Genomic DNA, 22,439 nt, shown 5'->3' with positions numbered 1-22,439 from the left:
GCGGGGTCCGGGGCGGAGCCCAGGCGATGGGACGGGTCGGGTAGGGGCGGAGGGGGCGAGGAACCACTACCGTTGAGCGGATGAGGACAGAGGAGCAGCGCGACCCGGACCCCGCCCCGGCGGGCACCCCCCCGCGCTCACTGGCGGAAGCCCTCCGCACGAGGGACGACACCTCCCTGTCGGCCCTCCTCCGCATCCGCCCGGATCTCATCACCCCCGTCCCCACCGACCTGACGCAACTCGCCACCCGCGCCGGCACCCGCGCCTCGGTCGTGCGGGCCCTGGAGCGCCTCGACCGGTTCGCCCTGCAGACGGCGGAGGCCCTCGCGGTGGCGTCGGACCCGGCGACGTACGACGAACTGCTGGGCCTGATGGCGGGCGACGACCGCGACCCGGCGGTCACGGCGGCGTTCCCGTACACGCTCACCACCCTGCGCGAGCAGGCCCTCGTATGGGGCACCGACGACCGGCTCCGGCTGGTGCGCACGGCGCGTGAGCTGCTCGCCCCGGGCCCCCAGCACCCCTCCCCCACCGGCCTCGGCCCGACGGTCGCCGAGGCCACGGCGGGCATGTCCCCGGGACGCGTCCAGGAGATCGTGGCCGCCTGCGGTCTGCCGACCACCCACGACGCCGTCTCCGCGGTCGCCTCGCTGACCGCCCTGTTCACCGACCGGGAGCGGATGCCGGCGCTGCTGGACACGGCACCCCCCGAGTCGCTGGAGGTGCTGTCCCGGCTGGTGTGGGGACCGCCGTACGGCCAGGTGACGGCCGATCCGGCGCGCCATCTGCGCTGGTTGATCGACCGCGCGCTGCTGCTGCCCACGGCACCGGGCACGGTCGTCCTGCCCCGTGAGGCGGCCCTGCATCTGCGGGCGGGCCGCGCCCACCGGCAGACGGACCCGGTGGCACCGGCCCTCGAAACGGCCCGGACGCACCGTCCGCAGATGGTGGACACGACGGCGGCCGGGCAGGCCTACACCGCGCTGGCCACCGTCGAGGAACTGCTCAAGGACTGGCACGAGGGCGGGCCGTCCGTGCTGCGCGCCGGCGGTCTGAGCGTGCGGGACCTGAAGCGGACGGCGGTGGCCCTGGACGTGGTGGAACCGGTGGCCGCGTTCTGGGTCGAGCTCGCCTACGCGGCGGGCCTGCTGGCCTCCGACGGCGAGGCCGAGGAACGGTACGCGGCGACGCCCGGCTACGACGAGTGGCTGGAACTGGCCGCCGCTGAACGCTGGGCCAAGCTCGCCTCGGCGTGGCTGGCCGCGACCCGCACGGCGGGCCTGGTCGGCGGACGGGACGCGAAGGACCGTACGTTGTCGGCGCTGGGGCCGGGCCTGGACCGCTCCGCGGCCCCCGAGGTCCGCCACCGGGTCCTCGCCCTGCTCGCCGGCCTCCCGGAGGGCTCCTCCGCCGTCCCTGACTCCGTCATCGCCCGGCTCCACTGGGAGCGTCCCCCGCGCGGCCCCCGGACCGCCGCCGGCGACGACCTGCGCGGCCGGCTCGCCCGCTGGACCCTGTCCGAGGCCGAGCTGCTGGGGGTCACCGGCCGGGGCGCGCTGTCGGCGCAGGGGCGGGCCCTGCTGGGGTTGCCGCCCGCGCCGGTTCACGAGACCGCGCCCGAAGCCGCTTCCGGGTCCGGGTCGGTCGGAACGGGCGCCGGCAGAGGTGCCGGTGCCGGGGCCGGTGCCGGTGCCGGTGCCGGTGCCAAGCTTCCCGTCCACCGGCACCTCCGCCCCGCCGTCGAACCGGCGGCCCTCCTGCCGCGTACCCCGGCCGAACAGGCCGCCGCCGCCGCTCGGGCCGCCCGGATCCTCGGGCCGCTGCTCCCCGAACCCCTCGACCACGTCCTCCTCCAGGCCGACCTGACCGCCGTCGCGCCCGGCCCCCTGCGACGCCCCCTGGCCGACACCCTCGGCGTGCTCGCGGACGTCGAGTCGAAGGGCGGGGCGACGGTCTACCGCTTCACCCCGGGGTCGGTGCGAAGGGCCCTGGACGCGGGCCGTTCGGCCTCCGACCTCCAGGCCTTCCTCACGGCGCACTCCCGGACACCGGTTCCGCAGCCGCTCGCCTATCTGATCGACGACGTGGCCCGCAGACACGGCCATCTGCGGATCGGCGCGGCGTCGGCGTACGTCCGCTGCGACGACGACGCCGTGCTGAACGAGATCCTCGCCGACAAGCGCTCCCAGGGCCTGCGGCTCAGACGGCTCGCGCCCACCGTGCTCGCCGCGCAGGCCGACCCGGCCGCCCTCCTGGACGGTCTGCGCTCGATGGGGTTCGCGCCGGCCGCCGAGTCCGCCGAGGGGGATGTGCTGATCACCCGCGCCCACGCCCACCGCACCCCGCCGCGCGCAGCCCCCGAGCCCGTCCCGGACGGGCCGCCGGTGCCCGACGCCACCCTGCTGGGCGCCGCGATCCGTGCCGTCCGGGCGGGTGACCTGGCCTCCACGACCCCGCGCAAGGCGGCCCAGGCCGGTCTGCCGGGCACCGGTGAGCTGCCCCGCACCAGCTCCGCCGAGACCCTCGCCACCATGCAGGCCGCCGTCATGACCGGCACCACCGTGTGGATCGGGTACGTCAACGCCGAGGGCGCCGCGAGCCAGCGAGTGATCGCCCCGATCCGCGTCGAGGGCGGCTTCGTGACGGCGTACGACCACACGGCCGACGAGGTCCGCACCTATCCGCTGCACCGCGTCACCGGGGTCGCGGAACTGGCGGACGACCAGCAGTGATCACCCGTTCGTAAGGCACACTTGAGGTTTGGCCGTGCGGAAGGGATAGGTACGTACGTGAACGGTCCCCTCATCGTCCAGTCCGACAAGACCCTGCTCCTGGAGGTCGACCACGAGCGGGCCGACGCCTGCCGCCGGGTCATCGCGCCGTTCGCGGAGCTGGAGCGGGCGCCCGAGCACATCCACACCTACCGGGTGACGCCGCTCGGGCTGTGGAACGCGCGCGCCGCGGGCCACGACGCCGAACAGGTCGTCGACGCGCTCGTCGAGTTCAGCCGCTACCCGGTGCCGCACGCGCTGCTCGTCGACATCGCCGAGACGATGGACCGCTACGGGAGGCTCACGCTCAGCAAGCACCCGACGCACGGACTCGTCCTGACCAGCACCGACCGGCCCGTCCTCGAAGAGGTGCTGCGGTCGAAGCGGATCGCGCCGCTGGTCGGCGCCCGGATCGACCCCGACACCGTGGCCGTGCACCCCTCCGAGCGGGGGCAGATCAAGCAGACGCTGCTGAAGCTGGGCTGGCCGGCCGAGGACCTCGCCGGGTACGTGGACGGCGAGGCGCACCCCATCGGGCTGGCCGAGGACGGCTGGGCGCTGCGGCCGTACCAGAAGCAGGCCGTGGAGAACTTCTGGCACGGCGGGTCCGGGGTCGTGGTGCTGCCCTGCGGTGCCGGCAAGACGCTCGTCGGCGCCGGGGCCATGGCGCAGGCCAAGGCCACCACCCTCATCCTCGTCACCAACACCGTCTCCGCCCGGCAGTGGAAGCACGAGCTGGTGAAGCGGACCTCGCTGACCGAGGACGAGATCGGCGAGTACAGCGGGACGCGCAAGGAGATCCGCCCGGTCACCATCGCGACCTACCAGGTGCTGACGACGAAGCGGAAGGGTGTCTACCCGCACCTCGAACTCTTCGACTCCCGCGACTGGGGTCTGATCGTCTACGACGAGGTGCACCTGCTGCCCGCGCCGGTCTTCAAGTTCACCGCGGACCTGCAGGCGCGGCGCAGGCTGGGGCTCACCGCCACCCTGGTCCGTGAGGACGGGCGCGAGTCGGACGTCTTCTCGCTCATCGGACCCAAGCGGTTCGACGCGCCCTGGAAGGAGATCGAGGCGCAGGGTTACATCGCGCCCGCGGACTGTGTCGAGGTGCGGGTCAATCTGACCGACTCCGAACGGCTCGCGTACGCCACCGCGGAGGCCGAGGAGAAGTACCGCTTCTGCGCGACGACCGCGACCAAGCGGAAGGTGACGGAGGCGCTGGTACGGAGGTTCGCCGGGCAGCAGATCCTGGTGATCGGCCAGTACATCGACCAGCTCGACGAGCTGGGCGAGCATCTGGACGCGCCCGTCATCAAGGGCGAGACGAGCAACGCGCAGCGCGAGAAGCTGTTCGACGCGTTCCGCGAGGGCGAGATCAGCGTGCTCGTGGTGTCCAAGGTCGCCAACTTCTCCATCGACCTGCCGGAGGCGACCGTCGCCATCCAGGTGTCGGGCACCTTCGGGTCGCGCCAGGAGGAGGCCCAGCGGCTCGGCCGGGTGCTGCGCCCGAAGGCCGACGGCCACCAGGCCCACTTCTACTCGGTCGTCGCCCGCGACACCATCGACCAGGACTTCGCCGCCCACCGGCAGCGGTTCCTGGCCGAGCAGGGGTACGCCTACCGGATCCTGGACGCGGACGAGCTGCTGGCCGACAGCTGAGCCAGCACCAGCAGCCCGAGCAGCGGGTACGGCGAGGCCAGCGGCTGCTGCCACCAGGGCAGCCGGAGGTCCAGGTCTCCCTGGTGCGGGACCAGCCACAGGGTGCGGGCCGTGAAGACCGCGGCGACGGCGGCGGCCGTACGCGGTCCGGGTCCGGCGTACAGCACGGCGATCAGCGGAACGCACCACACCCAGTGGTGCGACCAGCTGATGGGTGAGACGAGAAGAGCCGTGAACGCGGTGCCGAGCACTCCCCAGCGGTCGGGATGCGGACCGGCGTCCGGGGCGGGCCGCCCGGCGCGCGCGAGGAGACGGTCCTGGGCGTGCGCGGTCCTCGACGCGTAGGTGGTCCGCGGGGCGGGGGCGGTCCGCGGGGCGTGGGTCGCCTGCGGGGCGTGAGGTGTCTTCGACGCGTGGGTGGTGCCGGACGCGCGGGTCGTCCTCGTCACGTGGGTCGCCGTGGGGACGCGTGTGGTCTCCGAGACGCCCGCCGTCCCGGAGGCACGCGCGGCCTCGGACACGCCCGCCGTCCCGGAGACGCCCGGGACCTCGCAGACCCGCGCCGCCCCGGAGACGCGCAGAACCTCGGGGACGCGCCGGGCCTCGAAGACCCGTGGGGTCACGGAGACGCGCGCGGCCTTCCCGGGGTACGGGGCCCGAGCGGCGTGCGGGATCTTCTTGACGTACGGGATCCTCTCGGCGTACCGGATCCCCGTGGCGGTGCGGGTGCAGGACAGCCAGAGGCCCGCGCAGCCGACCGCGGCGGCCGGCAGGGCCCAGGCCGGGCCCGGTGACGGCTCCCCCAGCACACGGGCGATCAATCCCTGCAGCGACTGGTTGTCGACGATCCACGGCTTGCCGACGCGGCCGGTCTCGTAGAGCCGCCGGGTCCAGAAGTCCACGCTCGCGGCGGGCAGCACGAGCGCGCCCAGCAGCACGGTCCCGGCGAAGGCGCCCACGGCCGTGCCCGCCTCCCGCAGGCGACCCGTGAACAGCAGGTACGCGATGAACGCGACGGGTGTCAGTTTCACCCCGGCGGCGATCCCGAGCGCGACACCCCTGCCGGGGGCCCCGGGCGGACGGGTCAGGTCCCACAGGACCAGACAGGCGAGGGCGAGATTGATCTGGCCGAAAAGGACGCTCTGGAAGACGGGTTCGAGCCACAGGCCGAGCGCGGTGGCGGCACAGACCACGGGGAGCCGGGCGGGCAGGCCCGCGAGTCGGCACGAGAGCCTCACGAGTACCGCGAGCAACGCCGCGTTCCCGAGGACGAAGACCACTTTCAGCGTGGGCGGAGCGAGCCAGGCGGCCGGGACGAACAGGAGCGCCGCGAAGGGCGGGTACGTGGCGGGCAGCCGCCACTCGGTGACGGTGAACCCGTAGAGGTCCGTGCCGTGCGCGACGGCGGCACCCTCGGCCCGGTAGACGAGCGCGTCGGCCATGGGGGCGCGCTGGAGGACGCAGAGCGCGGCGAAGGCGGCGAGGGACACGGCGAGCAGGGCGGCCGCGGCGGCGGTCACGAGCGGACGGCCGGCGTCGACTCCGATGGGTGATCGCGTGGTCACGTTCCGCTGAAGCACGGAGTGACCCTAGTGCCGGGGCGCTTCGCTCCGGCGGACGGCTCACCGCGGTGGGCCGGGCGTACGACCGCGGCGGTGGCCGCGGCTCAGTGGCGCCGTACGCCCGCCTCCTCGCCGTACTCGCCGAGGACGACCACGTCGAGGGCCGCGCCCGCGAAGACCTTGACGGCGCGCAGGGCGTCGCCGAGGAGGTGCCGGTGGTGGCCGACGGAGAAGGCGGTCGCGCCGCGGGCGGCGGGACCGTGCTGGGCTGGACCTGGGGTGAAAGTGGCTGCGCTCATGTATCCATCATGCGAGCCTGCGCCCCTTATGGCGTCGGTCCATGGACCGAACCTCGGCGGCCCCTCGTACACCCGCGGGCCTCCCGGTGTACGCCTCACGACGGACGGCGCCCCCTAGGGATCCGGGGCCCGCGACCCTGACGCCGGCCACCCCGCACCCCCGCCGCCCGGGGACCCGCGCCCCCGGCACCGCGAAAACCGATTGGCCCGCGCCCGCCCCCTGACCTAGAATCTCCGCTCTTGCCCGCCTCCCTCGACGGAGTGCCGCCGCCCGGACGGAAACCGGCCGGCCCAGGAACACCCAGGATCCAGTCACGCCGCAGGTCTCCGGAGGCAACCCCGTGTCCACCCCGCCCGCCGACCCCACCGACCACGCCGACCGGACCGACCTCGCCGGTCGCGGGCCGGACACCCCGGACGACCCCCTGCTGCGCGAACGGACCCACCTCGGGGAGTCCCGTGCCGCACTGCGCGCGATGCGCGAGGACGTGGAGAACCTCGACATCCGCGACGTCACCGCGAACTGGGTCAACGCCGCGGTGCTCCAGCGCCAGATGGACGAGCGGATCAAGGCCCTCGCCGATCTCAGCCACACTCCCCTGTTCTTCGGCCGTCTCGACTATCTGCACGCGCCCGGCGCCGACAGGGCTGAGGGCGCCGAGGGTGAGCGTTTCTACATCGGCCGGCGGCACGTGCACGACGCCGCGGGCGACCCGATGGTCATCGACTGGCGTGCGCCGGTGTCGCAGCCCTTCTACCGGGCCTCGAAGAAGGACCCGATGGACGTCGGGCTGCGCCGCCGCTTCGGGTACACCGCCGGCGACCTCACCGCGTACGAGGACGAGCACCTCTCCGACCCCTCCGAGACCGCCGCCACCAGCAAGCTGCTCCAGCAGGAGATCGAGCGGCCGCGCGTCGGCCCGATGCGCGACATCGTGGCGACCATCCAGCCCGAGCAGGACGAGATCGTCCGCAGCGGGCTGAGCGGAAGCGTGTGCGTCCAGGGGGGTCCCGGCACCGGGAAGACCGCCGTCGGCCTGCACCGTGTCGCCTACCTCCTCTACGCCCACCGGGAGCGGCTGGCCCGCACCGGCACCCTCGTCATCGGGCCGAACAAGTCCTTCCTGCACTACATCGAGCAGGTGCTGCCCGCCCTGGGCGAGCTGGAGGTCAAGCAGGCCACGGTCGACGACCTCGTCGCCCATGTGGAGGTGCGCGGAGCCGACACGGCCTCCGCCGCCGTCATCAAGGGCGACGCGCGGATGGCCGAGGTGCTGCGGCGCGCGGTCCGCGCGCACGTGACGCTCCCGGGCGAGCCGGTCGTCGTCGTGCGCGGCTCCCGGCGCTGGCGGGTTCCGGCGTACGAACTGGAGCAGATCGTGCGGGAGTTGCTGGACCGCGACATCCGGTACGGCGCCGCCCGCGAGGCCCTTCCGCAACGGATCGCGCACGTCGTGCTGGTGCAGATGGAGCGGGCCGGAGAAGCACCGGACGACCGGGTGCAGGACGCCGTCGCCCGCAACGGCGCGGTGAAGGCGGCGGTCAAGGCGATCTGGCCGCCCGTCGACCCGGCCCGGCTGGTCCTGCGGCTGCTCACCGACGCGGACTTCCTCGCCGTGCACGCCGAGGGTGTCCTCGACGAGGGCGAGCAGAAGGAGATCCTCTGGGCGAAGCCGGCCCGGTCCGTGAAGGCCGCCAGATGGTCCCCGGCGGACACCGTGCTGATCGACGAGGCGACCGACCTCGTACAGCGCACGCACTCCCTCGGACACGTGGTGCTCGACGAGGCGCAGGACCTCTCGCCGATGCAGTACCGCGCGGTCGGCCGCCGTTGCACCACGGGTTCGGCGACCGTGCTGGGCGACCTCGCGCAGGGCACCACGCCCTGGGCGACCCGGAGCTGGGGCGAGGCCCTCGCCCACCTCGGCAAGGAGGAGGCCGTCGTCGAGGAACTGACGGCCGGTTTCCGTGTCCCCACCGACGTCATCACCTACGCCTCCCGGCTGCTCCCGCACATCGCGCCGGGGCTGACCCCGGTGGCGTCGGTCCGTGAGAACCCGGGCTCCTTCGACCTGCGGGCCACCACGACGGATCCCGAAGTGGTCGACGCCTGCCGGGAGTTGCTTCGCCAGGAGGGCTCGGTCGGGCTGATCGCCGCCGATGCCCGCGTGCCGGTGCTCGCCGAGGCGCTGGCCGCCGCCGGTCTGACGTACCTCGGTCCGGGCGAGGAGACGACACCGGACACCCGGCTGACGCTCGTCCCCGCCTCCCTGGCCAAGGGCCTGGAGTACGACTACGTGGTCCTGGACGAGCCGCGGGCCGTGGTCGACGGCGAACCGGACGAACGGACCGGGCTGCGCCGCCTGTACGTGGCGCTGACCCGCGCGGTCTCGGGACTGATCGTGACCCACGCGGCGCCGCTGCCGCCCCAACTGGACTGACCCGGAAGCCACTCGGGACGGGACCGGCGGGACCCGGGAGCGGGAGGACCCCGGACGGGACCGGCGGGACCCGGGAGCGGGAGGACCCCGGACGGGACCGGCGGGACCCGGGAGCGGGAGGACCCCGGACGGGACCGGCGGGACCCGGGAGCGGGAGGACCCCGGACGGGACCGGCGGGACCCGGGAGCGGGAGGACCCCGGACGGGACCGGCGGGACCCGGGAGCGGGAGGACCCCGGACGGCTCGACCCGGGAACCGCACGGCTCCGCAGCGGCGGGGCGAGCGTCCGGGGAGCCGCCCCTGCCCCGCCCGGCCCGGGATCGGCCCGGCCCGGGCGGCGGCCACGCCCGGCGGGACACCGGCAGGACACCAGTCGGACCCCGGCCGGGACATACGGGTCCCTGCGCGTACCCGGCAAGGCGTGCGGGTCCGTGCACGTCCAGCGGGCGTGCGGGCCTGTCCCGTACCCGGCGGGGCGTGCGGTTCCCCGTGCGTCCGATGCCGGCCGGGGACCGGACCCCGTCGTGCGCGACCGGGGAAACGGACCCCTATGTGTCCAGCGCGATCCGCCACTGCCGTACCGCGTCCGCGGTCACCGGCCCGGCCCACCCGCCGGGCCGGGCCGCACCACCGATGTGGAAGGCGTCCACACCCGCGGCGCGCAGCCGGGGCACGTGGTCGAGGCGCAGCCCGCCGCCGACCATGACGAGCGGCTCGTAGCCGGGTTCGCCGCCACGGGCGGTCTCGGCGAGGAGGGTGGGGAACCCGTCGTCCACGCCGTCCGGGGAACCCGCCGTCAGATAGGCGTCCAGGCCGGGCAGGTCGGCGAGCTGCTTGCGCAGTGAGTCGCGGTCGGCGGCGCGGTCGATGGCGCGGTGGAAGGTCCAGGGGCAGCCGTCGAGTTCGACGACGAGCCGCTCCACGGCGGACAGGTCGGGCCCGCCCTGCTCGTCGAGGAACCCGAGGACGAACTCGTCGGCCCCCGCGGTCCGCATCTCGCCGGCCGCGCGGACGAGCGCGCCGACGTCCCCGGCCGCGAACCCGTCGGCCAGCCTGAGCATCACGCGCAGCGAGATGTCGACGGCGGCACGGATCCCGGCGAAGGTCTCCACCGTCGGGGTCAGTCCGTCGGCGGCCATGTCGGTGACCAGCTCCAGCCGGTCCGCGCCTCCGTCCTGGGCGGCGACGGCGTCCTCCACGCCGAGGGCGATCACCTCCAGGACTGCACGCCTGCGCTCACTCATAGGACCTCTTCCCTCGGACGGCTACTACAGGTCTAGTCCAATCCCAAGCCTACGCCGGGAACGGCCACCGCCGCGAGAAGATCCCCCAGGCGTCGTCCGGCCCGAACCCCGCCCGACACCACCGGTCCGCTCCGGTCCGCGCCGGATCCCGGTCCGCCCCCGCACCACGAACCCGTCCACGCCGCGACCCGCACCGGCGATGGCGACGGCACCGGCACCGGCACCGGCCGGGAGTTCCCCGCCCACACCCTGTGGTCCGCCGCCCCGGCGCGGGACAATGCCCGCATGCCCGACCTCGACGCGCTGCGCGCCCGCTGGACCCATGCCCTGGAAGGCGTCCGCCCGCCCGGCGGACCCGACCCCGCCCCGTACGCGGACAATCTCCTCGCCCGCTGGCAGGAGCCGCAGCGCCGGTACCACTCCGTCACGCACCTCACGGCGGTCCTCGACCACATCGATCTGCTGGAGAAGCACGCGGACGGTCCGGACCTGGTACGGCTGGCCGCCTGGTTCCACGACGCCGTCTATCACCCCGACCGCTCCGAGAACGAGGAGCGCTCCGCCCGCCTCGCCGAACGCGCCCTCGCCGAACTGGGCACCGGCCCGTCGCACACGCGGCAGGTCGCCCGCCTGGTCCGCCTCACCGTCACCCACGACCCCGCCCCCGACGACCGTGACGGCGCGGTCCTCTGCGACGCCGACCTCGCCGTCCTGGCCTCGCCGCCGGACGCCTACGCCGCCTACACCGCCGCCGTCCGCGAGGAGTACGCCTTCGTCCCCGACGAGGCCTTCCGCGCGGGCCGGGCGGCGGTGCTGCGCGAACTCCTGGACCTGCCTCGGCTGTTCCGGACGCCGTACGGACAGCGGGAGTGGGAGGAGCGGGCCCGGCACAACGTCGGGCACGAACTGGGCCTGCTGGACCCGACCGCGCCCGGTGGGGCCGGCGCATGACCGGCGAACGCACCCGTATGCCCCTCGCCGTCCACATCCTCGCCCTGTCCGTCTTCGCCCTCGGGACCAGTGAGTTCATGCTCTCGGGGCTGCTGCCGCCGATAGCCGACGACATGGGCGTCACCATCCCGCGGGCGGGCCTGCTGATATCGGCGTTCGCCGTCGGAATGGTCGTCGGGGCGCCGCTGCTCGCCGTGGCCACCCTGCGGCTGCCTCGCCGCACCACCCTCGTCGCACTCATCGCCGTCTTCGGGCTGGGGCAGATCGCGGGGGCGCTCGCCCCGACGTACACCGTGCTCTTCGCCTCCCGCGTGGTGAGCGCGCTGGCCTGCGCGGGCTTCTGGGCGGTGGGCGCGGCGGTGGCGATAGCGATGGTCCCGCAGACCTCCCGGGCCCGCGCGCTCTCGGTGATGATCGGCGGCCTGTCCATCGCGAACGTGCTGGGCGTCCCGGCCGGCGCCTTCCTCGGGGAGCACCTGGGCTGGCGCTCCGCGTTCTGGGCCGTCGGCGCCGCCTCGGCGATCGCCCTGGCCGGCGTCGTCACCCTGATCCCGCGCATCCCGCCGCCGGCCGAGAAGCCACGGCTGCGGCGGGAGGCGGCCATCTACCGCGATCCGCAGGTCTGGCTCGCCGTCACCGTCGTGATGCTCTCCGCGGGCGGCGTCTTCTGCGCGTTCAGTTACCTCTCGCCGCTGCTCACCGACGTCGCCGGGCTCGACGACGGCTGGGTGCCCGGCGTCCTGGCGCTGTTCGGGGTCGGCGCGTTCATCGGTACGACGATCGGCGGCCGTATCGCCGACGCGCACCTGTTCGGAGTGCTCCTCACCGGGATCGCCGCCTCGACCGCCGTCCTCGTCGCGCTCGCCCTGCTCGGGCGGTACGCCGTCGCCGCCGTCGCCCTCTCCTTCCTGCTCGGCGTCGCCTGCTTCTGCACCGCCCCGGCGCTCAACGCCCGCCTGTTCAACCTCGCCGGTGCCGCCCCCACCCTGGCCGGCGCGACCGTCACGGCCGCCTTCAACCTCGGCAACGCCGGGGGCCCCTGGGTCGGCGGCGCGGTCATCGACGGGGGCTTCGGGTACGCCGGGACGGCCTGGGCGGGGGCCGCCATGACGGTGGCCGGGATGGCCGTGGCGGCGGTCTCGCTGCGGCTGCACCGGCGCGGTGGTCCGTCCCGCGTGGTGGCGGCCAAGAACGCGAACAATCCAGTACGCACACAGGCGTGAGCGCGCCTATCCTCACCGGCATGCGAGACATGGGTGGGGACCGGGTGCAGGAAGCCGTCACCGGGGCCGTGGCACTGCTGCGGACGGTGACCGGACGGGACTGGGACGGGGCGCGGGCGGGCCGTCTGGAGTGGAGCTGCCGGAGGACGGCCGAGCACATCGCGTCCGACCTCATCGCGTACGCGGGCCAGTTGGCGGGCCGCGCGAGCGACGCCTATCTGCCCTTCGAGATCGTCATGGACGACGGCACCGGCACGGCGGACGTCGTCGACGTGATCGAGGCGACCGGCGCCCTGCTCGCCGCCGCCGTCCGTACGGCACCGCGCGAGCTGCGCGCCTTCCACCCCTACCCGTTCCGCAGCGCCGGCCGTGAGGGCTTCGCCGCGATGGGCGTCACCGAGGTGCTGCTGCACACGCACGACATCGCACAGGGGCTGGGGGTCGCCTACGAGCCCCCGGCCGAGCTGTGCGAGGACGTCCTCGCCCGGATCTTCCCGCACGTGCGGCCCGGCCACGCCCCCTGGCCCACCCTGCTGTGGGCGACCGGCCGCGGCGAACTGCCGGACCGCGCCCCGCTCACCGAGTGGCGCTGGAACAACGACCTGGTGATCGAGGCCGAACGGCTCACCCTCGCGGGCGTCACACCCGCGGCCGCCGCCGATCTGCTCGCGGGCGGCACGGGCGGCTTCCGGTGGATCGAGGGCGGCCCCTTCGAGGGCACCCGGGACGCCGCCGGGATGATCGTGAAGGCGTACGAGGCGGGCGCGCACCGCCCGGAGTGGGGCATGTTCGTACTCGTACGGACCGCGGACGGTGCGGCCGTCGGCGCCCTGGGCTTCCACGGCGCACCCGACGAGGAGGGCCGCGCCGAGGTCGGCTACGACCTCGCGGAAGGCGCCCGCGGCCACGGCTACGCGACCGAGGCGCTCGGCGCCCTCGCCGCCCGGTACCTCGCCCGCGACGATGTGAAGGTCCTCTTCGCGGTCATAGACCGGGACAACGCCGCCTCCCAACGGGTCGTCGCGCGCGCCGGTTTCACCCGGGTGAGCGAGGACGCCGACCAGTTCGCGTACGAGCTGACCGGTCCGGACCCGGCCCTGCGGGTGTACGCCCGCGAGGACTGACCCGCGCCCGCGGGGCCCACGCCGCCCGCCGCGTCCGTCCCGCCCCGCCCACGCCGCCCGGCCCCCGCCGTCCGTCCCGCCCCGCCCACGCCGCCCGGCCCCCGCCGTCCGTCCCGCCCGCTTACGGCCGGCCCGCGCTTCTCCATGGCGCCGGGGCCGCGACGGGGGCGGCCGGTGACCGCCGGCTCACGCCGGTCCCGGCGCTCCCCGGCCCGGATGCTTGCGCCGGCGCAACCCCGCCCCGTACAGCAGCCGCACCACCTCACGGCTGCCGACCTCCACCGCCCCGGCGCGCACGGCGTCCGCGTAACGGTGGGCCGGGAGGTCGTAGTGGTCGCGCTCGAAGGCGCGCGTCGGGACGCCGAGGCCGGCCGCGAACCGGTGCAGTTCGTCGTACGACCTGTCGCTGATCAGGTGGGACCACAGGCGGCCGTGCCCCGGCCAGGTGGGCGGGTCGATGTAGACGGTCACGAGGACGGGGTGTCGCCGGAGGCCGATGCCAGGGTGCCCACCGACGCGACCTTCACACCGGCCTTGTGGCACACCCAGTGCGGGTCGGGCCCCAACTCCGGCTCGACGTCGAGCGCGTGCGGGTCCCCGGAGCCGCAGACCGGGCACAGCGGCCACCGTCCGTACCGCTCCAGGAGCGCGTCCTGGACGTCCTGGGCGACCAGTCCGGCGACATAACCGGCACCCTCCGGCCACTGCTCGACCCACCAGCGGCGCTGCACCACCGAGTCCTCGACGAGCGAGACGACGTCCGCCTCGGCCACCTCCCCGGCGACCAGGTCGGCCAGGACGAGGGCACGAGCCGCGTGCAACGCCTGCTCCAGAGGGCTGATGGGATCACTGTGGGGGGCCATGCACCCATTGTGCGCACCCTTGACCGGATACCCCAGCAGAAAATATCTTTCAGAGGTGACCCGAGAAGTGAAGGAAATTTTCGCCGGTGAGGCCCCGCCCGCTCCGGCCGCCCTCGCGGCCAAGGTGCGGACGCTGGCTCCGTCGATGACCCGTTCCATGCAGCGGGTCGCCGAGGCCGTCGCCGCCGACCCGGCCGGCTGCGCGTCCCTCACGGTCACCGGCCTCGCCGAGCTCACCGGCACCAGCGAGGCGACGGTCGTGCGCACCGCCCGCCTCCTGGGCTACCCCGGCTACCGCGACCTGCGCCTCGCGCTCGCGGGCCTCGCCGCCCAGCAGCAGTCGGGCCGCGCCCCCGCGGTCACCGCCGACATAGCGGTCGACGACCCCATCGCCGACGTCGTCGCCAAGCTCGCCTACGACGAGCAGCAGACCCTCGCCGACACCGCGGCCGCGCTCGACACGGTCCAGCTCGGCGCTGCCGTCGCCGCGCTCGCCACCGCCCGCCGCGTCGACATCTACGGGGTCGGCGCGTCCGGGCTCGTCGCCCAGGACCTCGCCCAGAAGCTCCTGCGCATCGGACTCATAGCCCACCCGCACAGCGACCCGCACCTCGCCGTCACCAACGCGGTGCAACTGCGCGCCAAGGACGTGGCCGTCGCGATCACCCACTCCGGCGCCACCGGCGACGTCATCGAGCCGCTCCGGGTCGCCTTCGAGCGCGGGGCCACCACGATCGCGATCACCGGCCGCCCGGACGGGCCCGTGACGCAGTACGCGGACCACATCCTCACCACCTCCACGGCCCGCGAGAGCGAGCTGCGCCCGGCGGCGATGTCCTCCCGCACCAGCCAGCTGCTGGTGGTCGACTGCCTGTTCGTGGGGGTCGCGCAGCGGACGTACGAGACGGCGGCGCCCGCGCTGGCCGCGTCGTACGAGGCGCTGGCACACCGGCACGCCCCCCGGAGGCGTACGCGGTAGCGCACCGCCACGGGCCGAAAGAGGCCGGAGACCGTACGAGAACACCGGGCCGCTCCCGCCCGGCCCGCCCACGCGACCGGACCGCACCGGTCCCACCCCAGCGCCCCCGATAGGGCACACCCTTGTCACCCCGCACCGGAAAGAGCCGCTCCACATGACCTCCACCGCCGACGCCTCCTCCAACCACCGCGATCTGCGTGCCGAGCTGGAGACGCTGACCACCGAGGCGTTCCGCCCCGAACTCTCCGAGATCGACCGGCTGCCGACGCTGGAGATCACGAAGCTCATGAACGCCGAGGACGCGACCGTGCCGGCGGCCGTCGCGGAGCGGCTCCCCGTCATCGCCGCCGCGATCGACGACATCGCGGAGCGGATGTCCCGCGGCGGCCGGCTGATCTACGCGGGCGCGGGCACCGCGGGCCGCCTCGGAATCCTGGACGCCTCCGAGTGCCCGCCGACCTTCAACACCGACCCCTCCGAGGTCGTGGGCCTCATCGCGGGCGGCCCCGGCGCCATGGTCACCTCGGTCGAGGGCGCCGAGGACTCCAGGGAACTGGCGGCGGCCGACCTGGAGGCACTCTCCCTGACCCCCGACGACACGGTGGTCGGCATCTCCGCCTCCGGCCGCACCCCGTACGCCGTCGGCGCCGTCGAACACGCCCGCGCACACGGCGCGTTGACCATCGGCCTGTCCTGCAACGCGGACAGCGCGCTCGCGGCCGCCGCCGAGCACGGCATCGAGATCGTCGTCGGCCCCGAGCTGCTGACCGGCTCCACCCGCCTGAAGGCGGGCACGGCCCAGAAACTCGTCCTCAACATGTTCTCGACGATCACGATGATCCGGCTCGGCAAGACGTACGGGAACCTGATGGTCGACGTCCGGGCCTCGAACGAGAAACTCCGCGCCCGCTCCCGGCGCATCGTCGCGCTCGCGACCGGCGCCTCGGACGAGGAGATCGAGCAGGCCCTCACGGCCACCGGCGGAGAGGTCAAGAACGCCATCCTCGCCCTCCTCGGCGGGGTGGACGGACCGACGGCGGCCCGCCTCCTGGAGGAGAACGACGGCCACCTGCGCGCGGCACTCGCGACGGCACCCCGCTGACCGGCACGCCCGCGGCGTACGCCCGCGGCCGGGGCGCGTGCGGGGAACGGTCTCGCACGCCCGGCCGCCGCGCACGACGGTCCCTCCGGGCGGCCCCTCTCCCCGGCCCCGCCGGGTTGTCGGTGCGGCGTGGCAGGGTGGACGCATGAACCACGCACAGCTGACCGCCCTCGGCCGGGCCCTGCGCGTCCTCGGCGAGCACGGCGACGCGCTGAACGCCGACACGCCCGACGCGAAGCTGCACGAGGTCAAGGCCGACCTCAAGCGGGCCCTGGACCTGCTGGAGGAGACGGTCACCACGGCGGTGCCCACGACCCGCTGCGCCGAGCACCCGAACGGCCCGGTGGACGCGGCCGCCGCCGACCTCTGCCTGCTCTGTGAGACGCGCCGTCGCGCAGCCCGCCGCACCGAGGTCAACGACGCCTACGCGCACGCCCGCCCCACCGGCCCGGACGAGTCCCCCGAGCGCGCGATGTCCCGGTACGGCGTGCGCGCCGACCGCCCCCAGCCCCAGCAGCGCTGGCTCCCGGAGGTGTGGACGGGACAGGCCTGGGCGCTGTGCGGCACCCCGCGCCGCGACCGCCAGGAGGCCGAGCGCTATCTCGCCGCGGAGCGCCGCACGCCCCGGCCGGGGATGGCCTACCGCCTGGTCCACGAGTTCACCGACTACGAGGTGCTGCGCATCTGGGGCACACCGGTCAAGGTCGACATCGAACCGATGGGAAACCTGTAGCCCGGGTCCCCGGCCACCAGACCGGCAGACGGTACGGAGGCGGGCCCCGCCGGCCCCCGTCCCTCACCCCGCCAGCGGCAGCGCCGGGAAGTCGTATCCCTCCCAGAGCCTCCGCGCCGTCTCCCGCGGGTAGCCGGTGACCACGGGGTCGGCGTCGAGGACCTGCGTCAGGCGTCGCCCGGTCTCGTACGCCGGCCAGCCCGGATCGCCCGACGTCGCGAACGCCGTCCAGGACGCGCGCAGCCGGGACGACAACGCCTCCGCCTCGGGCGTGGGCCCGGCACCCGCGAACACCAGCGCGCCGAGGTCCGCGCCGAACGTACCGAACAGCAGCGGGACGTCCAGGCCGTGGCAGGCGCCCAGGACACCGCCGCCGCCCGGGGCCGGCCAGGTCAGCTCGTAGACGTGCGCACGGCCGCCGCCGGTGATCTGCGCCTCGGCCAGGTGCAGGGAGGGCATGGCGAACAGCCAGTCGGTGTGGACGCGTTCGTACAGCTCGCCCGGCGAGGCGTCGGGGAAGGCGGCTCGGTAGGCCCGTTCGCCGTCCGGACCCGGTGCGAACCTGCGCAGGGCGGCCGTCGCGTCCTCGTCGGTGATCTGCCCGAGCGAGCCGCCGAGCGCCATGAACAGCCGGAACTCGTCCCGGTTGTGCCCGGTGATCAGCTCCACGTCCCGTGCCGCGCCGGCCGCCAGCGCCTGCCAGGGCGTGGTCGGCAGCACCTCGCCGTCGACGACCGGTGAGAAGGGCGTCATCGTGTGGGCGACCGGTCCCCACCGCTCCTGGTGGGCGCGCATGCCGGCCCCCACCGCGGCCCCCGCCTCGGGCAGCCGGCGTGGATCGACGGTGGCCAGGTCGGCGGCGGTCGGGCGCAGTCCCGCCTCGGCGGCGATGGCGGACGCGATGTCCCGGGCCAGCTCGTCCGAGAAGAACGGGCCCGGCACGGACTGCGCGATCGCCCGCCGGAACAGTCCGGCGGCCCGCGGCATGGCCAGCAGCGACGCCACCGAACCGGCACCGGCCGACTCGCCGAAGACGGTGACCTGTCCGGGATCGCCGCCGAACGCCGTGATGTTCTCGCGCACCCATTCCAGGGCGGCGACCTGGTCGAGCAGGCCCCGGTTGGCGGGCGCCCCCTCGATCCTGGCGAAACCCTCGACGCCGACGCGGTAGTTGAGGGTGACGACGACGAGATCGCCGTCGCGGGCGATGAGCCGGGCGTCGTAACCGGGGCTGCCGGAGTGGCCGAGCTTGTAGGCGCCGCCGTAGATCCACACCATCACCGGGCGGCGGGCGGCCGGATCCGGGTCGGGCGTCCAGACGTTCACCGTCAGCCAGTCGTCGCCCGCCGGGGCGGCCGGCGCACCGGTACGGCCCTGGAGCCCCGTCTCCTGCGGGGGCGGCGGCCCGAAGGAGTACGCGTCCCGTGTCCCGTCCCAGGCACGCGGGGGTCGCGGCGCGGCGAACCGCGCCTCCCCCACCGGCGGCCGCGCGAACGGGATGCCCCGGAAGACGGCGAGGCCGTCCTCCCGGCGTCCGCGCACCGCACCGCTCGCGGTCCGCACCACCGGCCCGGCGAACCCGGCGGCCTGCTCACGGGACTCGGCTGTCGTCATGGGTGACCCCTCACTGGTGGCTCGGCGCAGCGACACCACCACGGTACGGATCCGCACCGCGCCGGCTCACACCCGCGCGCGAGTGTTCACCGGCCACACCGACGACAACCACCCGCACACCCGCCCGCCGCTCACCCACGAACCCATCGGGTCGGCCCGGGACCTGAACCCCGGCCCCGCCCCCGACCCCGAACGAAACGATTCCGGACCGCACGCGACCCGGGCCGAGCACAGCCGGACCGAGGCCAAGATCGGGCCGGTGCCGGGCAAGGGCCAGGCCCGGGCAAGAGCCAGGCCCGGGCAAGAGCCAGGCCCAAGGCTGAACCCGGGCCGGGCAAGAGCCAGGCCCAAGGCTGAACCCGGGCCGGGTTCAGCCTTGGGCCTCGGCCCCGCCCCGGGCGGCGGTCAGCTGAGCGTGCGCAGCGCCGCCGCGTCGTACGCCTTCAGCTCGTCGAAGCGGCCGGCGAGGACCTTCGCCGCCCACTCCGGGTCCTGGAGCAGCGCGCGGCCGACGGCGACGAGGTCGAACTCGTCGCGCTCCAGACGGTCGAGGAGGTCGTCGATGCCCCGGACGGAGGAACCCTCACCCTGGAAGGCCTTCAGGAACTCGCCGTCGAGGCCGACCGAACCGACACTGATGACCGGCTTGCCCGTCAGCTTCTTCGTCCAGCCCGCCAGGTTGAGGTCGGAGCCGTCGAACTCGGGGAGCCAGTAGCGGCGGGTGGAGGCGTGGAAGACGTCCACGCCGGCCTCGGCCAGCGGGGCCAGGATCGCCTCCAGCTCCTCCGGGGTCTCGGCGAGCCGGGCCTCGTACGCCTGCTGCTTCCACTGCGAGTAGCGGAATATGACCGGGAAGTCCGGCGAGACCGCGTCGCGGACGGCGGCCGCGATCTCCGCCGAGAACCTGGCCCGTGCCACGGGGTCGCCGCCGTACGCGTCGGTGCGGCGGTTGGTGCCCGACCACAGGAACTGGTCGAGCAGGTAGCCGTGCGCGCCGTGCAGCTCGACGCCGTCGAAGCCGATGCGCTCGGCGTCGGCCGCCGCCTTCGCGAACGCCTCGATGACGTCGTCCAGGTCCCGCTGGGTCATGGCCCTGCCGGTGACCTCGGCGCCCTCGGCGGTCAGACCGGACGGCCCGACCGGCGGGGCGTCGGCGAACGGCGGCTGGCCCGCCTCACGCACCATGCCGATGTGCCACAGCTGGGGCACGATCGTGCCGCCCGCCGCGTGCACCGCGTCCGCGACCTTCGTCCAGCCCGCGAGCTGCTCCTCGCCGTGGAAGCGCGGGACGCGGTCGCTCTGCCCGGCCGACTCGTGGCCGACGTAGGTGCCCTCGGTGACGATGAGGCCGACGCCCGCGGCGGCACGGCGGGCGTAGTACCCGACGACGTTCTCGCCCGGCACGCCGCCCGGCGAGAACTGCCGGGTCATCGGTGCCATCACGATCCGGTTCGGGACGGTCAGGCCGTTCAGGGCGACGGGGCGGGAGAGGATCTCGGCGGCGCGGGAGGCGGCGTTGGCAGTCACGTACGGGACTCCTCGGAGAGGTCGGTCGGTCAGCAGACGGGCGACTGACACGCATTCCGCACGGTATGTGCATGCGCATCAACCACCCGTCCCCTCAACGGCCGGGCCCGGCGCCGCATTCCGGCACCCACCGGGACCCTTCTGTGACCCCGGACACGCCCGAGGGCGGCACCCCTGGGAACAGGGGTACCGCCCTCGGAACGTCAGGACAGTGATCAGCCGGAGCGGATCAGAAGTCCATGTCACCGCCCGGCATGCCGCCCGGAGCGGCCGCGGAGGCCTTCTCCGGCTTGTCGGCGATGACGGCCTCGGTGGTGAGGAACAGCGCGGCGATGGAGGCGGCGTTCTGCAGCGCGGAACGGGTCACCTTCGCCGGGTCGATGATGCCTTCGGCGATCATGTCGACGTACTCACCGGTCGCGGCGTTGAGGCCGTGGCCGACGGGCAGGTTGCGCACCTTCTCGACGATGACGCCACCCTCGAGACCACCGTTGACGGCGATCTGCTTGAGCGGGGCCTCCAGGGCGAGCTTCACGGCGTTGGCGCCGGTCGCCTCGTCACCCGTGAGTTCGAGCTTCTCGAAGACCGAGGAAGCCTGGAGCAGGGCCACGCCACCACCGGCGACGATGCCCTCCTCGACGGCCGCCTTCGCGTTGCGAACGGCGTCCTCGATGCGGTGCTTGCGCTCCTTGAGCTCGACCTCGGTGGCGGCACCGGCCTTGATGACGGCCACGCCGCCGGCCAGCTTCGCCAGGCGCTCCTGGAGCTTCTCGCGGTCGTAGTCCGAGTCCGAGTTCTCGATCTCGGCGCGGATCTGGTTGACCCGGCCGGCGACCTGGTCGGCGGAGCCGGCGCCGTCGACGATCGTGGTCTCGTCCTTGGTGATGACGACCTTGCGGGCGCGGCCGAGCAGGTCGATGCCCGCGTTCTCCAGCTTGAGGCCGACCTCCTCGGAGATGACCTCGCCGCCCGTGAGGATGGCGATGTCGCCGAGCATGGCCTTGCGGCGGTCACCGAAGCCCGGCGCCTTGACGGCGACGGACTTGAAGGTGCCACGGATCTTGTTGACGACCAGGGTCGACAGGGCCTCGCCCTCGACGTCCTCGGCGATGATCAGCAGCGGCTTGCCCGACTGCATGACCTTCTCCAGGAGCGGGAGCAGGTCCTTGACGTTGCCGATCTTGGAGTTGGCGATGAGGATGTAGGGGTCGTCGAGCGACGCCTCCATCCGCTCCATGTCGGTGGCGAAGTACGCCGAGATGTAGCCCTTGTCGAAGCGCATACCCTCGGTGAGCTCGAGCTCCAGACCGAAGGTCTGGGACTCCTCGACGGTGATGACGCCTTCCTTGCCGACCTTGTCCATCGCCTCGGCGATGAGCTCGCCGATCTGGGTGTCGGCGGCGGAGATGGAGGCCGTGGAAGCGATCTGCTCCTTGGTCTCGACATCCTTGGCCTGCTCGAGCAGGGCACCGGAGACGGCCTCGACGGCCTTCTCGATACCGCGCTTGAGGGCCATCGGGTTGGCGCCGGCGGCCACGTTGCGCAGGCCCTCACGGACGAGCGCCTGGGCGAGAACGGTCGCGGTGGTCGTGCCGTCACCGGCGACGTCGTCCGTCTTCTTGGCGACTTCCTTGACCAGCTCGGCGCCGATCTTCTCGTACGGGTCCTCGAGCTCGATCTCCTTGGCGATGGAAACACCATCGTTGGTGATCGTGGGGGCGCCCCACTTCTTCTCGAGGACGACGTTGCGGCCCTTGGGGCCAAGGGTGACCTTGACGGCGTCGGCGAGCTGGTTCATCCCGCGCTCGAGACCGCGCCGTGCCTCCTCGTCGAACGCGATGATCTTGGCCATGTGAAGTGGTCCTCCCAGGACGGATGGGGGTCCCCCCTGCCCGAGCGGAGTCGAGCGCTGGGGGAGGTGCTCCGGACCGCGCTGGCGCCCGCGACGGACGGCCTGCCTGCCCCGTGGTTCCTTGCACCACCTGGCCTGCGGGCCTCACCGACCCGGTCCTTCGTTATCACTCTCACCTTCAGAGTGCTAACGCAATGATTAGCACTCGCCCCTGCCGAGTGCAAGCGACTCGGGTGGATCCCCAGGTGAACACGGGAGCCGGGACCGCCCCCCGGAGGGGGTCGCGCGAGCGCCCCGAAGAGGTCGCGCGGATGTCCCGGGAGAGGCCAGGCACAGCCCCCGCAGGACTCCCGGACCGGCTCCGGAGGGTTCACGGACCGGCCGCGGAGGGCTCACGGGCGGGCCCCCGACCGGCCCACGGGCATACCGAAGGGCTCGCACCCCAGAGGGATACGAGCCCTTCGTCACGTCGAACAGTCAGTCGGCGCGTG

16 protein-coding genes and 1 pseudogene are annotated in these 22,439 nt (G+C 74.0%); 9 read left to right on the top strand and 8 right to left on the bottom strand.

All coding sequences use genetic code 11. The features are described 5' to 3' along the window. The first annotated feature begins 80 nt into the window (after positions 1–80). The gene (locus GFH48_RS22335; protein WP_153289946.1) at positions 81–2,732 is read left to right on the top strand and encodes a helicase C-terminal domain-containing protein; all 2,652 of its coding nucleotides are present in this window, start codon (positions 81–83) and stop codon (positions 2,730–2,732) included. 57 nt (positions 2,733–2,789) lie between these two features. Then, complete coding sequence (locus tag GFH48_RS22330) at positions 2,790–4,433, top strand: DNA repair helicase XPB (RefSeq protein ID WP_153289945.1); 1,644 nt, start codon at positions 2,790–2,792, stop codon at positions 4,431–4,433. Between the two features lie 731 nt (positions 4,434–5,164). On the opposite strand, the pseudogene GFH48_RS40145 reads toward GFH48_RS22330, so the two are convergent. Beyond that, positions 5,165–5,932, bottom strand: a pseudogene (locus GFH48_RS40145) (glycosyltransferase 87 family protein); the annotation flags it as partial. Between the two features lie 167 nt (positions 5,933–6,099). Then, the gene (locus GFH48_RS22315) at positions 6,100–6,294 is read right to left on the bottom strand and encodes a hypothetical protein (protein ID WP_153289944.1); all 195 of its coding nucleotides are present in this window, start codon (positions 6,292–6,294) and stop codon (positions 6,100–6,102) included. Between the two features lie 341 nt (positions 6,295–6,635). On the opposite strand from GFH48_RS22315, the gene GFH48_RS22310 reads away from it, so the two are divergent. Continuing rightward, positions 6,636–8,735, top strand: coding sequence for a HelD family protein (locus GFH48_RS22310; RefSeq protein WP_407698651.1), 2,100 nt, complete (start codon positions 6,636–6,638; stop codon positions 8,733–8,735). Between the two features lie 549 nt (positions 8,736–9,284). Here GFH48_RS22310 and GFH48_RS22305 read toward each other — a convergent pair. Next, positions 9,285–9,980: a copper homeostasis protein CutC gene (locus GFH48_RS22305; RefSeq protein WP_153289943.1), complete on the bottom strand. Its 696-nt coding sequence runs from the start codon at positions 9,978–9,980 to the stop codon at positions 9,285–9,287. A gap of 285 nt (positions 9,981–10,265) precedes the next feature. On the opposite strand from GFH48_RS22305, the gene GFH48_RS22300 reads away from it, so the two are divergent. From GFH48_RS22300 to GFH48_RS22290, 3 genes are read left to right on the top strand one after another with little or no spacing between them, the layout of a single operon-like run. Beyond that, positions 10,266–10,931, top strand: a complete 666-nt coding sequence (locus GFH48_RS22300) for an HD domain-containing protein (RefSeq protein ID WP_153289942.1) — start codon at positions 10,266–10,268, stop codon at positions 10,929–10,931. A gap of 17 nt (positions 10,932–10,948) precedes the next feature. Then, complete coding sequence (locus tag GFH48_RS22295; protein ID WP_194280880.1) at positions 10,949–12,154, top strand: Cmx/CmrA family chloramphenicol efflux MFS transporter; 1,206 nt, start codon at positions 10,949–10,951, stop codon at positions 12,152–12,154. 20 nt (positions 12,155–12,174) lie between these two features. Then, on the top strand, positions 12,175–13,278 hold the full coding sequence (locus GFH48_RS22290) for a GNAT family N-acetyltransferase (RefSeq protein ID WP_228120829.1): 1,104 nt from the start codon (positions 12,175–12,177) through the stop codon (positions 13,276–13,278). A 186-nt stretch (positions 13,279–13,464) separates the two neighbouring features. On the opposite strand, the gene GFH48_RS22285 is transcribed toward GFH48_RS22290, so the two are convergent. Next, positions 13,465–13,749 (bottom strand): DUF4031 domain-containing protein, encoded by a 285-nt coding sequence (locus GFH48_RS22285; protein ID WP_153289940.1) that lies wholly within the window; start codon positions 13,747–13,749, stop codon positions 13,465–13,467. Next, positions 13,746–14,141, bottom strand: coding sequence for a hypothetical protein (locus tag GFH48_RS22280; RefSeq protein WP_153289939.1), 396 nt, complete (start codon positions 14,139–14,141; stop codon positions 13,746–13,748). The genes GFH48_RS22285 and GFH48_RS22280 overlap by 4 nt, the downstream gene beginning before the upstream one ends. A 55-nt stretch (positions 14,142–14,196) precedes the next feature. Here GFH48_RS22280 and GFH48_RS22275 point away from each other — a divergent pair, with 55 nt between their 5' ends. The 3 genes from GFH48_RS22275 (at position 14,197) to GFH48_RS22265 (ending at position 16,955) form a co-directional block, all read left to right on the top strand. Next, on the top strand, positions 14,197–15,120 hold the full coding sequence (locus tag GFH48_RS22275; protein WP_153289938.1) for a MurR/RpiR family transcriptional regulator: 924 nt from the start codon (positions 14,197–14,199) through the stop codon (positions 15,118–15,120). 154 nt (positions 15,121–15,274) lie between these two features. Beyond that, positions 15,275–16,222, top strand: a complete 948-nt coding sequence (gene murQ / locus GFH48_RS22270) for an N-acetylmuramic acid 6-phosphate etherase (RefSeq protein ID WP_153289937.1) — start codon at positions 15,275–15,277, stop codon at positions 16,220–16,222. A gap of 145 nt (positions 16,223–16,367) precedes the next feature. Beyond that, positions 16,368–16,955, top strand: a complete 588-nt coding sequence (locus GFH48_RS22265) for a hypothetical protein (RefSeq protein ID WP_153289936.1) — start codon at positions 16,368–16,370, stop codon at positions 16,953–16,955. 63 nt (positions 16,956–17,018) lie between these two features. Here the strand turns inward: GFH48_RS22265 and GFH48_RS22260 are convergent, their stop codons facing one another. From GFH48_RS22260 to groL, 3 genes are all read right to left on the bottom strand, one after another. Continuing rightward, positions 17,019–18,569 carry a carboxylesterase/lipase family protein gene (locus GFH48_RS22260; RefSeq protein ID WP_153289935.1) on the bottom strand — a complete coding sequence of 517 codons (1,551 nt, stop codon included), beginning with the start codon at positions 18,567–18,569 and terminating at the stop codon, positions 17,019–17,021. 405 nt (positions 18,570–18,974) lie between these two features. Then, entirely contained in the window at positions 18,975–20,096 is a 1,122-nt protein-coding gene (locus GFH48_RS22255) for an NADH:flavin oxidoreductase (protein WP_153289934.1), read from the bottom strand. A 229-nt stretch (positions 20,097–20,325) separates the two neighbouring features. Beyond that, complete coding sequence (gene groL, locus GFH48_RS22250; protein ID WP_153289933.1) at positions 20,326–21,948, bottom strand: chaperonin GroEL; 1,623 nt, start codon at positions 21,946–21,948, stop codon at positions 20,326–20,328. Between the last annotated feature and the right edge of the window lie 491 nt (positions 21,949–22,439).

The organism is Streptomyces fagopyri, assembly GCF_009498275.1.
GTDB classification, from domain to species: Bacteria; Actinomycetota; Actinomycetes; order Streptomycetales; family Streptomycetaceae; genus Streptomyces; species Streptomyces fagopyri.
This window is presented reverse-complemented; position numbering and strand designations above follow the sequence as displayed.

Coding starts and splice junctions, on each gene's coding strand:
- GFH48_RS22335 (WP_153289946.1), top strand. CDS start 81: ATGAGGACAGAGGAGCAGCGCGACCCGGACCCCGCCCCGGCGGGCACC.
- GFH48_RS22315 (WP_153289944.1), bottom strand. CDS start 6,294: ATGAGCGCAGCCACTTTCACCCCAGGTCCAGCCCAGCACGGTCCCGCC.
- GFH48_RS22305 (WP_153289943.1), bottom strand. CDS start 9,980: ATGAGTGAGCGCAGGCGTGCAGTCCTGGAGGTGATCGCCCTCGGCGTG.
- GFH48_RS22300 (WP_153289942.1), top strand. CDS start 10,266: ATGCCCGACCTCGACGCGCTGCGCGCCCGCTGGACCCATGCCCTGGAA.
- GFH48_RS22295 (WP_194280880.1), top strand. CDS start 10,949: ATGCCCCTCGCCGTCCACATCCTCGCCCTGTCCGTCTTCGCCCTCGGG.
- GFH48_RS22290 (WP_228120829.1), top strand. CDS start 12,175: ATGCGAGACATGGGTGGGGACCGGGTGCAGGAAGCCGTCACCGGGGCC.
- GFH48_RS22280 (WP_153289939.1), bottom strand. CDS start 14,141: ATGGCCCCCCACAGTGATCCCATCAGCCCTCTGGAGCAGGCGTTGCAC.
- murQ (WP_153289937.1), top strand. CDS start 15,275: ATGACCTCCACCGCCGACGCCTCCTCCAACCACCGCGATCTGCGTGCC.
- GFH48_RS22265 (WP_153289936.1), top strand. CDS start 16,368: ATGAACCACGCACAGCTGACCGCCCTCGGCCGGGCCCTGCGCGTCCTC.
- GFH48_RS22260 (WP_153289935.1), bottom strand. CDS start 18,569: ATGACGACAGCCGAGTCCCGTGAGCAGGCCGCCGGGTTCGCCGGGCCG.
- groL (WP_153289933.1), bottom strand. CDS start 21,948: ATGGCCAAGATCATCGCGTTCGACGAGGAGGCACGGCGCGGTCTCGAG.